11 protein-coding genes and 1 tRNA gene are annotated in these 14,595 nt (G+C 34.1%); 5 read left to right on the forward strand and 7 right to left on the reverse strand.

The window, feature by feature from the left end; genetic code table 11:
- Positions 1-8: 8 nt before the first annotated feature.
- Both B2989_RS03915 and truA read right to left on the reverse strand, forming a co-directional pair.
- Positions 9-1,784, reverse strand: coding sequence for an ABC transporter ATP-binding protein (locus tag B2989_RS03915; RefSeq protein WP_292944441.1), 1,776 nt, complete (start codon positions 1,782-1,784; stop codon positions 9-11).
- The gene (gene truA / locus B2989_RS03920) at positions 1,777-2,526 is read right to left on the reverse strand and encodes a tRNA pseudouridine(38-40) synthase TruA (protein ID WP_292944444.1); all 750 of its coding nucleotides are present in this window, start codon (positions 2,524-2,526) and stop codon (positions 1,777-1,779) included. The genes B2989_RS03915 and truA overlap by 8 nt, the downstream gene beginning before the upstream one ends.
- Positions 2,527-2,680: 154 nt before the next feature.
- Here truA and B2989_RS03925 point away from each other — a divergent pair, with 154 nt between their 5' ends.
- Entirely contained in the window at positions 2,681-3,175 is a 495-nt protein-coding gene (locus B2989_RS03925; protein WP_292944447.1) for a metallophosphoesterase family protein, read from the forward strand.
- Between the two features lie 59 nt (positions 3,176-3,234).
- Here the strand turns inward: B2989_RS03925 and B2989_RS03930 are convergent, their stop codons facing one another.
- Positions 3,235-3,648, reverse strand: a complete 414-nt coding sequence (locus tag B2989_RS03930) for a DUF4293 domain-containing protein (protein ID WP_292944450.1) — start codon at positions 3,646-3,648, stop codon at positions 3,235-3,237.
- Between the two features lie 260 nt (positions 3,649-3,908).
- On the opposite strand from B2989_RS03930, the gene rho reads away from it, so the two are divergent.
- On the forward strand, positions 3,909-5,594 hold the full coding sequence (gene rho, locus B2989_RS03935) for a transcription termination factor Rho (RefSeq protein WP_292944453.1): 1,686 nt from the start codon (positions 3,909-3,911) through the stop codon (positions 5,592-5,594).
- A gap of 323 nt (positions 5,595-5,917) precedes the next feature.
- Here the strand turns inward: rho and rpsT are convergent, their stop codons facing one another.
- The 3 genes from rpsT to proS all read right to left on the reverse strand — a co-directional run bounded on the left by rpsT (position 5,918) and on the right by proS (position 7,896).
- The gene (gene rpsT / locus B2989_RS03940; RefSeq protein WP_028282655.1) at positions 5,918-6,169 is read right to left on the reverse strand and encodes a 30S ribosomal protein S20; all 252 of its coding nucleotides are present in this window, start codon (positions 6,167-6,169) and stop codon (positions 5,918-5,920) included.
- Between the two features lie 30 nt (positions 6,170-6,199).
- Positions 6,200-6,271: transfer RNA gene (locus B2989_RS03945), tRNA-Glu, on the reverse strand.
- Positions 6,272-6,417: 146 nt separating this feature from the next.
- Positions 6,418-7,896 carry a proline--tRNA ligase gene (gene proS / locus B2989_RS03950; protein ID WP_292944461.1) on the reverse strand — a complete coding sequence of 493 codons (1,479 nt, stop codon included), beginning with the start codon at positions 7,894-7,896 and terminating at the stop codon, positions 6,418-6,420.
- A gap of 101 nt (positions 7,897-7,997) precedes the next feature.
- On the opposite strand from proS, the gene B2989_RS03955 reads away from it, so the two are divergent.
- From B2989_RS03955 to B2989_RS03965, 3 genes are all read left to right on the forward strand, one after another.
- Positions 7,998-8,939, forward strand: coding sequence for a hypothetical protein (locus tag B2989_RS03955; RefSeq protein WP_292944464.1), 942 nt, complete (start codon positions 7,998-8,000; stop codon positions 8,937-8,939).
- Between the two features lie 20 nt (positions 8,940-8,959).
- A complete protein-coding gene (locus B2989_RS03960) occupies positions 8,960-10,480 on the forward strand; it encodes an OmpP1/FadL family transporter (protein WP_292944467.1) in 1,521 nt (506 codons plus the stop codon).
- 94 nt (positions 10,481-10,574) lie between these two features.
- Positions 10,575-10,775, forward strand: coding sequence for a dodecin family protein (locus B2989_RS03965; RefSeq protein ID WP_099568818.1), 201 nt, complete (start codon positions 10,575-10,577; stop codon positions 10,773-10,775).
- A gap of 82 nt (positions 10,776-10,857) precedes the next feature.
- Here B2989_RS03965 and B2989_RS03970 read toward each other — a convergent pair.
- Positions 10,858-14,595, reverse strand: a 3,738-nt coding sequence (locus B2989_RS03970) for a T9SS type B sorting domain-containing protein (RefSeq protein ID WP_292944477.1), incomplete at its 5' end; no start/stop codon positions are given.

The following is a 14,595-nucleotide window of genomic DNA, read 5'->3' on the forward strand; positions in this document are numbered from 1 at the left end:
CTCGAAAATTAACTAGCTACCTTTTCTGCTTGTAAAAACTGTACTTCGTATAAGTTTTTATAATAGCCATTTTCTTTTTTAAGCAACTCGGCATGTGTTCCTTGCTCTACAATTAAACCAGCATCCATAACAATTATATTATCTGCTTTCTGTATCGTTGCTAATCTATGAGCAATAACTATGGATGTACGTCCTTTTGTAATTTTCTCTGTTGCTGTTTGTATTAATTGTTCTGAATACGAATCTACAGATGACGTTGCTTCATCTAAAACCAAAATACTTGGGTTAGTTACATAGGCACGTAAAAAAGAGATTAATTGGCGTTGTCCAGAAGATAACATAACACCTCTTTCCTTTACGTTATAATGGTAACCATTTGGAAGACTCATTATAAAATCATGTATCCCAATATCCTGAGCTGCTTTGACCACATCAGCTTCGGTAATATTTGGATTACTAAGTGTAATATTGTTTAAAATGGTATCTGCAAACAAAAACACATCTTGAAGTACTACTGCTATTTGCTGTCTTAAAGAGACTAATGTATACTCTTTTATATCTACATTATCCACTGCTATGCTACCCGAATTGATTTCGTAAAAACGATTCAATAAATTTATAACTGTACTTTTCCCTGCACCAGTTGCACCAACAATAGCAACCGTATCTCCAACATTAACGTTAAAACTAATCCCTTTTAAAACTTCTTCATCCTCCACATAACTAAAGTGTACATTTTTAAAATTAATAGCGCCTTTAAAGTTATCTGCTATTAAGTTTCCAGCATTATCAATATGCGATGTCGTATCTAATATTTTAAACACACGATTTGAGGCAATCATACCCATTTGCAGCGTATTAAACTTATCTGCTATTTGACGTAATGGTCTAAACAACATTGGGATCATGGTAATAAACATAAATAAATCTCCAGGTGTAACATTACTACCTTCAACTAAAATATTTAAACCACCAAACCATACCACTAAACCTGTTGTTAGCGATCCTAAAAATTCTGCAATCGGAAAAAATATCGAGTTATACCAAACCGTTTTTAACCATGCTTTTTTATGACGATTATTAATTTCTTTAAAGTTTTTATACTCGGTATCTTCTCTTGTAAACAGTTGCAAAATTTTCATTCCTGTTACACGCTCCTGCACAAACGAGTTTAAGTTAGACACCTCATTACGTACATCTTCAAACGCACGTTTCATGTAACGCTGAAAAATTTTAGTTGCAAATAAAACAATTGGTAACGTTACAAACACAATTAAACTTAATTGCCAGTTGTAATATAACATCGCACCAGATATAACAACCATAACTAATAAATCTCTAACAATGGTAAATAAACCATCACCAAAAACAGATGCAATACGTTCCATATCTGTAACAGCTCTTGTTATTAAAACACCTACTGAAGAGGTGTTAAAATATTTCATCCTGAAGCTTAAAATATGGTCAAATAGTTTAACACGTATGTCTTTTACCATTTTTAATCCTAACCAAGACGAGTAAAATATAAAAAACAATTGTAGCAAAACTTGTGCTACCAGTAGCACAACCATTAATATTATAAGATATACAAAACCACTGTAATCTTTTTTAACAAGATGCTCGTCAATAATTTCTCTAAGTAAAACAGGTGTTGCAATACTTAAAGCACCTAAAATTAAAACAGACACTATTAATGCGTAAAAAACGGTTCTGTAAGGTTTTGTGTATTTAAACAAACGTTTAAATAGCTGTAAATCAAATATGTTTTCTTTAGTCTTAGTCATTTAATTTTATAGTATCAGGATACTCAACTTTTATTAGATATAAACCTTTAGCAGGTACGGAATAACCAGCTTCACTTCTATTTTTAGATTGTATTATTGTATGCATGTCGTTAACTTCCAACTTACCAATACCAATATTTATTAGCGTACCAACAATTGCTCTAACCATATTACGCAAAAAACGATCTGCTTTAATTGTAAAATGAATTTCGTCCTCTACCACATCCCATTTTGCCTCCATAATATCACAATTATAGGTATGCACATCTGTATTAGACTTACTAAAACACTGAAAATCTGTGTAATCAAATAATATTTTAGTTGCTTGATTAAGCTTATCAATATCTAAAGACTGTTTTAAAAAATAAGTCTGATCAAAATTAAAAGGACTTTTCCTTAACGCAATTCTATACACATAAGCTCTGCTAGTTGCGTGAAAACGTGCATGAGCATCTGGTATTACCTTAAATATGGACTGAATAGCCACATCTTTAGGTAAAAAAGAATTTAATTTATACTGCAACGTGTCAATATTAAATGCAACATCTGTATCCATATGAGCAAACAACTGTTTGGCATGTACACCTGCATCTGTGCGTCCTGCTCCCATAACAGTAATAGTTTCTCCTAAAATAGTAGATAGTGCTTTTTCTAAAACTTCTTGTACAGATATAGCGTTGGGCTGATTTTGCCAACCATGATAATTTGTTCCGTTATAAGAGAGTTCTATAAAATAGCGCAAGAAAGCTGTATTTTTACATTCTAAAAAGCAAAGATAATACAAACACAGAAGCTTCAACTCACAAGCCTAAAGTTTTAAGAATAGTTTACAAAAAAATAAATTTAAGTTTAGCACTTTTGCAGAAACAGATCGTCCAGAAAAAATTTAGGTATAAATGAAAAAAATATTACTACTATCAGACACACATAGTCATATAGATGATGCTGTACTTAGTCACGTCAAACAAGCTGACGAAGTCTGGCATGCTGGAGATATTGGTGACCTGAAAGTTACAGATGCTATTAAAGCATTAAAACCACTTCGTGCTGTTTGGGGTAACATTGATAATGATAAAGCTAGAGCTGAATTTCCTGAAAACAATCGGTTTACTATTGAAGGTGTTGATGTTTGGATTACACACATTGGAGGATATCCAAATAGATACAATATTAGAGTAAGAGAGGAAATTACTAAAAATCCACCTAAATTATTTATTTGTGGACACTCCCATATATTAAAAGTAATGCAGGATAAAAAACTAGGTTTATTACACATGAATCCAGGAGCAATTGGGATTCATGGTTTTCATAATGTACGTACCATGCTACGCTTTACCATTGATAGTGGTAAAATTGATAATCTAGAAGTTATTGAATATCCAAGAAAATAAAAAAAACCGAAGCTTTCGCTTCGGTTTTTTCTCGCACTAATACTACTAAGATGTTAGGTTTAACGTAGACGATCTACAGATTTTACAAGATCTTCATCCTTCTTAATGGCTCTATTTGATAAAATCAAAAAGACGATAGAAATAACAGGGAGGAAAATCGCAACACCTTTCTCTGAAACATCATTTGCTTCTCCAGATGCATTTAGTATTCGATACACGAAAAATCCTAGTAAAATTAAATTTAATATCTGATTAAGTCGTCCCAGCATAAATTGAGACTTTCTATTTTTAAAACTAAATATTGAAACTAATGCTAATAACGCAGATGCAAAAAACAAACCAAAAACAAGTAGCTCATCTTTTGCAAACACCACAACCTCATTAGTTGTTGTCCATAACTCAAAGACAAAAATAAGTCCACCAGAAATTGCAGCAACAATTAATAAATATATGGTTTGTATACGTTGTAACATATTAAAGTTTCAAATGGTATGAATGACAAAAATATAGTTTCTTTTATTATAAATGAAACATACATCATTAAAAATTTAGACAATTATTAAAATGAATAAACATTAGCACTTAAATAAAAAATTAAAATAAAAGTTGTATAATTGCGTAACGGTTTGCAACACTCACACTAGCAAGACGTTAATTCTTCAGAAGTATATCTTATTTTCTTCAAGAAATAATCAATTCAAATTACATCAACACATAAGTTAATTCAACATCAATGTTTGAAATCTCACAATTAAAAGAAATGAAGCTACCTGAATTGCAGGATATAGCTAAAAAACTGAATGTCTCAAAGTTTCGTTCATTAAAAAAATTAGATTTAGTATATCAAATACTAGATAAGCAAGCAGCAGACCCAAAAGCTGTTTTAGAAGTAAAAAAAGAGGATACACCTGTCAAAAAAGCACCTGCTAAAACAGAAGCTTCAAAAAAGCCTGCTATACAAAAACCAAAAAGAGCTAGAGTTAGTAAACCTGCACAACAAAAGGACAATACTAAGCAACCTCAATTAGATTTAAAACCTGAGGCAGAAGCAAAAACAGAGGTTGGAGATAAAACACCTGTAACTAAAGCACCTGCTAAACCACAACCAAAAAAACCGGTCCATAATCATCAAAAAAATAAGCAGTCTAACGACAATAAAGATGATAAACAAGGTGACAACAAGCAACCTAATCGACCAAAACATAACAACCAAAAGAATCAAAAAAATAACAATCAAAAAAATGGTAATCAACATAACGGTAACAAAGACAGTCGTAACCGTTACAGAGAACCAGATTTTGAATTTGACGCAATAATAGAAAGCGAAGGAGTCTTAGACATCATGCAAGATGGCTATGGTTTTTTACGTTCTTCAGATTATAATTACCTTTCATCACCAGATGATATTTATGTATCACAATCTCAAATCCGTTTATTTGGATTAAAAGTAGGAGATACAGTATTAGGTCAAGTGAGACCACCAAAAGAAGGCGAAAAATATTTCCCTTTAATTAAAGTAAGCAAAATAAATGGTCAAAACCCAAATGTGGTTAGGGACCGTGTTGCTTTTGAGCATTTAACACCATTATTTCCTCAAGAAAAATTCAATATTGCAGAAAAGCAAGCGACTATTTCTACAAGAATCATGGATTTGTTTGCACCAATAGGAAAAGGACAACGTGGTATGATTGTATCACAACCAAAAACAGGTAAAACAATGCTTTTAAAGGATGTTGCCAATGCAATTGCAGCAAACCATCCTGAAGTATACCAAATGATTTTACTAATTGATGAGCGTCCTGAAGAAGTAACAGACATGCAACGTAATGTGCGTGGAGAAGTTATTGCTTCTACTTTTGATAAAGAAGCGCATGAGCATGTAAAAATTGCTAACATCGTATTAGAAAAAGCAAAACGATTGGTAGAATGTGGACACGATGTAGTAATCCTATTAGATTCAATCACACGTTTAGCCAGAGCATACAACTCAGTACAACCAGCATCAGGAAAGATACTTTCTGGAGGTGTAGATGCAAACGCATTACACAAACCAAAACGTTTCTTTGGAGCTGCGCGTAACATAGAAAATGGTGGATCACTAACTATTATTGCTACAGCATTAACAGAAACAGGATCTAAAATGGACGAGGTTATCTTTGAAGAATTTAAAGGTACCGGAAATATGGAGCTACAATTAGACCGTAAAATATCTAACCGTCGTATTTTCCCTGCAATTGATTTAACATCATCAAGTACACGTCGCGACGACATATTACTAGATGCTTCCACGATCCAACGTATGTGGGTAATGCGTAAATATCTAGCAGACATGAACCCTGTAGAAGCTATGGAATTTATAAACGACCGCTTTAAACAAACCAGAAATAACGAAGAGTTTTTAATCTCAATGAATGGTTAAACACTAAAAGCATAAACTATAAAAAAGCCTTAACAATCGTTAAGGCTTTTTTATGCACTAAAGTAAACACTTAAGCTTAGTAGCTCTATTTTATTTTAGGGCGTTACCTATACCCTGATTTAAGTTTCAGGATAAAGGTCGCGTCATCCGTTACAAGTTTTGGCTCAAAGCGCAAGCTCGCCAAAAGCTATCCACTACTACCGCTAACGCAGCGCCAAAGGACAGTATCTTCATTAAAAAACAAAGACTACCAAAATATAAGGCACAAAAAAAAGTGCTTCATTAAATGAAGCACTTATAATTTTTAAGAAACTAAAAGCTAATTATAAAGCAGCTACGTGCTTAGCTAAACTAGACTTTAAGTTAGAAGCTTTGTTAGTATGAATAACATTTTTCTTAGCTAATCTGTCTAACATAGATACTACAGAAGGAAATAAAGCTTCAGCTTCTTTCTTATCTTCTAATTCACGTAATTTTTTAATAGCATTACGTGTAGTCTTATGTTGGTACTTATTTAACAAACGCTTAGCTTCGTTACTTCTGATTCTTTTTAAAGTTGACTTATGATTTGCCATTTTTGTTTCCTTATTTTTTTATAAAAATTGTAGCCCGTAGGGGAATCGAACCCCTCTTACATGGATGAAAACCATGCGTCCTAGCCGATAGACGAACGGGCCATTTGATTATTGAGAGCGCAAATATAAAACATATTTTTTAAACTTACAACCCTTTCAAATAACTTAGCAACGTTTCCATTGCGGGTGCAAATATACAACTATATTTAAGTGTTGCAACAATTTTTATAAAAAAAATTAAAAAAAAATTAATACGCTTTTGCAAACAATACGCGACGTGCTGATTCTCTGCCAGTAAGCACACAAATTCCTTTTTCAATTTTTCCTTCTAAAGGCATACATCTAATCGTAGCTTTAGTAATTTCTTTAATTTTATCTTCAGTTTCTGCAGTTCCATCCCAATGCGCAGAGATAAATCCACCCTTTTCTTCTAAAACTTTTTTAAATTCCTCAAAAGTATCTACTTCTGTGATGTGGTTATCTCTGTAATTTTTAGCTTTATTAAATAAGGTGTTTTGTATTTCTGTCATTAATCCTTCCACTTTATCAATTAAACCATCTAATGCAACAACCTCTTTAGTTAATGTATCACGTCTAGCAAGCTCCACTGTTCCATTTTCTAGATCTCTTGATCCTATTGCTATTCTTAAGGGCACACCTTGCAATTCATGCTGTGCAAACTTAGCTCCAGGTCTATACGTGTCTCTATTATCAAACTTAACAGAAATGTTTTTACTCCTTAGGTCTTTCATTATGCCATTTACAACTTCGGTAATAGCTTCTAATTGTTCGTCAGTTTTATATATAGGAACAATAACCACTTGATTAGGTGCTAAATTTGGAGGTAAGACTAAACCATGATCATCACTATGCGTCATTATTAATGCTCCCATTAATCTAGTAGACACTCCCCAAGATGTTGCCCATACATAATCCTGTTTCCCTTCTTTTGATGTAAACTTCACATCAAATGCTTTTGCAAAATTCTGACCTAAAAAGTGAGATGTACCAGCTTGTAATGCTTTTCCATCCTGCATTAGTGCCTCAATACAATATGTTTCATCAGCACCTGCAAAACGTTCACTTTCGGTTTTCAATCCTTGTATTACTGGTATAGCCATAAAGTTTTCAGCAAAAGTGGCATATATATTATTCATTAATTCTGCTTCTGTGATTGCTTCTGCTTTAGTAGCATGTGCTGTATGACCTTCTTGCCATAAAAACTCAGCTGTTCTTAAAAACAAACGCGTACGCATTTCCCAACGTACAACATTAGCCCATTGATTGATTAATAAAGGTAAATCTCTGTAAGATTGAATCCATCCTTTATATGTATTCCAAATTATAGCTTCACTAGTTGGCCTTACAACTAACTCCTCCTCTAGCTTAGCATTAGGGTCCACTCGTAATTTACCTGGATTATCAGGATCGTTTTGTAATCTATAATGTGTAACGACTGCACATTCTTTAGCAAAACCTTCAGCATTTTTTTCTTCTGCTTCAAATAAGCTCTTAGGTACAAATAAAGGGAAGTATGCATTTTGATGACCTGTCTCTTTAAACATTCTATCTAACTCCGCTTGCATCTTTTCCCAAATAGCAAACCCATAAGGTTTAATAACCATACATCCTCTTACTGCAGAGTTTTCTGCTAAATCAGCCTCTACCACCAGTTCATTATACCATTTGGAATAATTTTCTGCTCTACTTGTTAGTTTTTTACTCATATATAGTCTTTTGGCACAAAAATTGTGATTATGTTAAATAATAAAATAGTTGGACAAAACTAACTATTTTTGTAATGTTCAACAATTAAAAACAACACGATATGAAATTAATTAACTACTTAACTAATAAAGTACAGGTTTTTACTGTTCTTTTCACTGCTTTAGCATTAAGTTCTTGCGGTTCTTACCAATATGTTGGACAAACTACTGATGGCATATATGATAGTGGAACAGAAAACAGACAGTATGAGTCTGAGGCTATACCTGCAGAAAATAATAATGACTATTACTCTAATTATTTTAAAGAAAAAGCTGATGAAGCGGAAGTATATAGTCAGACTGAAGAAATATTTACTGACGTTGACACTTATCAAGGTAACTATGATGATTCTATAGAAGTGGCTGAACAGAATGCAGGTTGGGGAGCGACTAATAGTAATGTTATAATCAACATACACGATACTGGTTTTTACAATGACTATGGATGGGGTTGGAACAGACCTTGGGGTTGGAATGGATGGTATAATTGGGGTTGGAACAGTCCTTATTCTTGGAGATATGGTTGGGGATGGAACAATAGTTTTTACAACTCTTACTGGAGATCACCATATTACGGTTTTAATAATTTTGGTTATGGATACGGTTATGGATATAGCTATACCAATGGTTACCACAGAAGAGGCATATCATACAATTCTGGAAGAAGAGGTTCACTTGTTAACAGAAACTCTGTTTTAAGCTCAAGATATTCTAGAAATTCAGCTGTTAGACCAAGAACAAACACTACAACTAGACCTAGAACAAGTACCACAAGACCAAGAACAAACTCTACTTCTAAACCTAGATTAAATACCACAAGACCACGAACTAATACTTCAACTCCTAGACCTAGAACTAATACATCGACGCCTAGACCAAGAACAAATACATCAACTCCAAGAAGTAACAATTCTACACCAAGAAGCATCTCTACTCCTAGATCAAGTACTCCTTCTAGAAGTCGATCTACTTCTGGAGGTAGCTCAAGAAGAGGAAGAGGTTAAAATACAAAATCAAATTTGCTATGAAAAAATTATTTATACTAGTCATAGGTGTTATATCTGTGTCTGTAAGTCAAGCTCAAAACATAAATGACGCGTTAAGATACTCCAGTGGAGACATTAAAGGAACCGCAAGATTTCAAAGTATGAGTGGTGCTTTTGGAGCGCTTGGAGGAGACTTAAGTGCTTTTAGTGTAAACCCTGCAGGTTCTGCAGTATTTACAAGTAGTTATGCTTCTATATCTTTAGGTATTGAAAATAATGAAAACGACACTAATTACTTTAACGGAATGAATAATTCATCAAATTCTTCAGTTAACTTAAATCAAGGTGGTGGTGTTTTTATTTTCAAAAACACCAATGATAATTCTAAATGGAGAAAATTTTCATTAGGTATTAATTATGACATCTCTAAAAATTATGAGGATGATTGGAGAGCTAATGGAACTGGTAATACTAGTATTGGCCAATATTTTTTAGCTAATGCCCAAGGGTTACGCTTGGATGAAATATCAGCATTTCCTGGTGAATCCACAACAGAAGCTTATGCCGAAATAGGTAGCGCTTATGGATTTGATAATCAGCAAGCCTTTTTGGGGTATGACTCATACATCTTAGAGCCTGAAACTTTTGACGATAACAATCAAAATTACACAAGTAACATTAGAGGTAATTCATTTAAACAAGATTATAGGTATGCAGCAACAGGATATAATGGTAAGATTAGTTTTAATGTTGGTACCCAATATGGTGATGACACTTATTTTGGATTAAACCTAAATTCGCACTTTTTAAATTACGAACGTTACACCAGTTTATACGAAACCAACTCAAATGAAAACTCTACTGTAAGAGACGTTTTATTTGACAATACACTATCTACAAATGGATCAGGTTTTTCTTTTCAATTAGGTGGTATATTTAAATTAACAAATGAATTAAGAGCAGGTCTAACTTATGACTCGCCAACATGGATGAGTTTACAAGATGAAACAACACAATACTTAGAAACTTTAGTTATTGATGATACAAATGGAAACTTTTATCAAGTTGTAGACCCAAACATTGTTAATATTTATGAAACCTATCGTTTACAAACACCTAGTAAAATTACAGGAAGTTTAGCCTACGTATTTGGTACAAAAGGTTTAATAAGCTTTGATTATTCTAGAAAAGATCATAGTAAAACAAAATTTAAGCCTACGTCAGACACTTACTTTAACTACCAAAACACATTGATTGAAAATGCACTAACTGCAGCTTCAACATATAAGATTGGTGCAGAATACAAACTAAACCAATTTAGCTTTAGAGGCGGTTATAGAATTGAAGAAAGTCCATATGCAGACAAAAACACTATTGGAGATTTAAAAGGCTACTCTCTAGGTTTAGGTTATAATTTTGGAAACACTAATTTGGATTTATCTTACAGCAAATCTCAACAAGATAGAAACTATCAATTATATGACACAGGACTTACTAATACTGTCGCGATAGACAACTCTAACTCAAACATTACATTAACATTAGGTTTTAAAATTTAAAACCCTTTACAAACTATATTTTAAAAACCTGAACTTAACGTTCAGGTTTTTTTTGTGATTAATAACTTTTACGTCTATTAAGAATTTAAATATTATGGCAGTATTAAAAGTAATCGAAGTATTATCAAACTCTGATAAAAGTTGGGAAGATGCAACTAAAAAAGCGGTAAAGCATGCGTCTAAAAGCGTTAAAAACATTAGATCTGTTTATGTACAAGATCAAAGTGCTAGCGTTAAAGATGGCGAAGTTGTAGACTTTAGAGTTAATCTTAAAATTACATTTGAGGTTAATTAATACCTTTTTAAAATATAGTATTATAAAAAAAGCCTGAACATTTGTTCAGGCTTTTTTATTGGTGTTACTTAATCTTGCTTAATTACCTTTTTAAAGTAAAGTGGGCTTTAAATTGTTTTCTTGTATTTGAGGTATCGTTTGGCTCTCTATACTCAACCGTAAACCAGTAGTCACTAGTTGGCATTGGATTACCATTATACGTCCCATCCCATCCTAGTCCACTTGGGCTTAATTGTTTTAATAATTTACCGTAACGATCAAAGATGTATATCTCGGCATCTAATTGGTCTTCTATTCCGTAAATGTTCCAAGTGTCATTAAACCCATCGTCATTTGGTGTAAAGAAGTGTGGATAGTCCATTACCATTACTGGTATACTTGCTTCTCCACAGCCATTAATGTCTCTTACTGTTATTATATGCTCTCCTGCTCCTACGTCTGTAAACATATACATGCCATCATTTGGTGTATTTGTTTCCCATGGTCCATCGTCTATACTAAACTCGAAGATTGAAACACCACTTCCTGTTGCGGTTACTGATATGTTATGTACTTCTGCAAAGGCTGCTGTGGTTACTTCTGCTGTGATTACTGGTGGCTCACTTTCTTCTACCGTTGCAGAGTCGTCATTAGTACATCCTGTAACTGCATCTGTTACTATTACTGTATACAAACCACCTTGTGTTGGTGTTAAGCTGCTTCCTGTTTCTCCTGGAAGTGTTACGCTTTCTAATTGCCACTCAAAAGTGTAGTCTGTCGTGCTTAATCCTGTATCTAATACTGGTGTGTTTACCACTTCAGTTCCGTTTGTATTAACACATAATAAATAAAAGTCATCTAAATCAAACTCTGGTAATGGGTTAACTTGTAATGTGATTTCGGCAGTGTCATAACATACTGAGCTGTCTGCTTGATTATCTAACACACCGTCGCCATCAATATCTACTGCATCTGCAATACCATCGCCATCAATGTCTACTTCATCAATTAGACCATCTGCATCTGTATCTGTTCCGTCTGATAGTCCATCGCCATCAACATCTATTAGGTCAAAGACACCATCTAAATCGGTATCAATTGTATCAATCGTTCCGTCGCCATTAAAGTCTATTCCTGTTGTCCCTAATCCTGCTAGGTCGATAGCCAATGGTAATACAGTCATGGTATTGTTATCTACACGTACATAAATAACTTGTGGATTAACACTGTTTTCATATAAAAATGGTAACGCATCTGTTGCTGCATCGGCATCTGCTTGTGTTGCATAATAGCTTACAATGTAATTGGCTGGATCTTGTCCATCTAATACCTCTGGATTTAATGTTAATAAATCAAATTGTGCGCTATCATCAGTTGTATCTCCATCGGTTTCCATATTGTCATCACATATCTGGTATACGATTGGTACTAGGTCTGGATTGGCTTGTGCTGCTTCCTGAACTTCGATATTAAATGTCGTGGTCGTATCACATCCTGTTAGGGTATTGGTGATATTAACGTATATGGTTTGTGGGTTACTTGTATTGGTATATGGACTGCTTAATGCATTCATGGCCATATCTGCTTCACCTTGTGTTTCATGATACGTTACAGTAAAGATTGTTCCGTCTTGTCCGTTTAGGATTTCTGGTGTTTTACTTTCTAAATCAAAACCATATTGACCATCATTAAATAATTCGCAATAGATATAATCTTCTATTGGGCTAACCTCTGGTAATGGATTTACTGTAATGTCAAAACTTACTATAGTATAACATCCTGTTCCTCCTGTTCCTGAGGCATCTGTTCCGTTTGTTACACGCATGTAAATCGTCTGCGGATTAATTGCTACGCCTGGATTATCTGAATCTTCATTACTATGTGCTGTTGGGTCTACTATTTGATTAGTTCCCATTAAGGCATCATCTAAATCCGTATAGTAACTTGCGCTTACGCCTAATTCTCCGTTTATTGTGGTTACTTCATTTGTGGTTAGGTCAAAGATTTCTATTAAATCATTTGGCCCTACAATATTCACATCATCACATAATTCTAAATCTGTAGGGTTTTGTAATGGTGTTGGGTTTGGTAACACACGGATGGTTAATGTTGTAAATGAAAAACATCCTGTATCTGCATCTGTGACTCTAACATAAACTGTTTGTGGGTTAGCTGGATTTGTTCCTACCATCATATTAGTATACATGGTTGGGTCTACTATTGGACTAACGTCGGCTTGTGCATTGGCTTGTGTTTCGTAATAGGTTACAATCCAACTAGGATTACCTGCGGTAATTTCGTCGTTTTTAACCGTTAGATCAAACGTTGCCATATCGTCATTGTTTTCGTAATAATCTGCATCTAACTCATCGCATATTGCTAATGGTGTTGGTTGCACAATTACTGGTGGAAACTCAACTCGGATTATAAATGAGCCTGTTGTAACACATCCATTTACGTTACCTTCTAATCTAACATAAATTGTCTGTGGGTTAGTAACATTAGTATAGTTACTTGTGTTAACTATTGGGCTAGTTCCGTTGTCTGCTGCTAATTGTGTGGTATGGTAAGTTAATGTAAAATCTGCTGGATCTTGTGTCCCTAAGATTTGTGGTGCCATTACTGTATCAAAATCAAATTGGCTAAACCCATCATCATTATCATCACATACAATATAATCATCGATTACTACTGGTACTACTGGTGATGGTTGTACTTGTAATGGTAATACGACTATTGTAAAACATCCTGTGATATCATTTTCTGCACGCACATATATCATTTGCGTGTTTGCAACGATATTTGTGTATGGACTAACTAAGGCATTTAAATCGTTTGTCGCATCGGCTTGTGTTTCGTGGTAACTGATGCTTACGTCTGGCTCTCCATTTAAAATCGTTGTTGTTTGACTGTCTAAATTAAAGGTTGTAAATCCGTCGTTATCGTCATCACATTCTATTAAAGCCACTGGACTTGCTTGTGGTGATGGGATAGGATTAACTCTTAAGTCTAATGTAATTGTGCTTACACAGCCTGTTACATTATCCACTGCTCTTACATAAACCGTTTGTGGGTTTACAATATTAGTGTATGGACTAAATATTTGGTCCGTTGCTGTAGCATTGTCTGCTCCTGATTGACTAATATAGTGGGTTAAGGTGATTCCGGTTTGTCCTGCTAGAATTTGTGCATTGGCATCTTCTAAATTAAAGGCTTCTACTTCGTCTCCTGGATTGTTATAATCACATAAGGCTATTGGATCAGGTTGTACTAATACTGGTAATGGGTTTACAATTAAATCCATTGGTGTTACTGTAGAACAGCCATTAGCGTTATCATCCACACGTACCCAAATAATTTGTATATCTGCGGTTGTGTTTGTGTAAGCATTTGGTGTTGCTATTGCGTTTGTTGGCACATTAGCGTTGGCTTCTGTTTCGTAAAATGTTATTGTATAATCTGCTGCTGCTAAATCGTTTGTTGTATCTGAATCTAACTGATTTAATATCTCTGGATTGTTTAATTCTAAATCAAAAATTGCAAAACCGTCAGCATCATTATCACAAACTTCTAAAGCACTTGGGTCTGTGATTTGTGGTGTTGGATTTACTATTAAAACCAAGTCTACAAACGTTGCACAGTCTGTTGAGATTGTTGCACTTTCTACGCGTACATAAATAACCTGAGTATTTGCTACAATGTTATTATATGGGCTAACTAATGGGTTTACGTTATTTGTCGCGTCACTTGAGGTTTCGTGATAAGTAACCGTTAATCCTGGTGCGCCTCCTGTAATTTCTGCTGTAGCATCACTTAATGTGAAGACTCCAAAGCCATCACT

The sequence above is a fragment of the Olleya sp. UBA1516 genome (genome assembly GCF_002323495.1).
Taxonomy (GTDB): Bacteria; Bacteroidota; Bacteroidia; order Flavobacteriales; family Flavobacteriaceae; genus Olleya.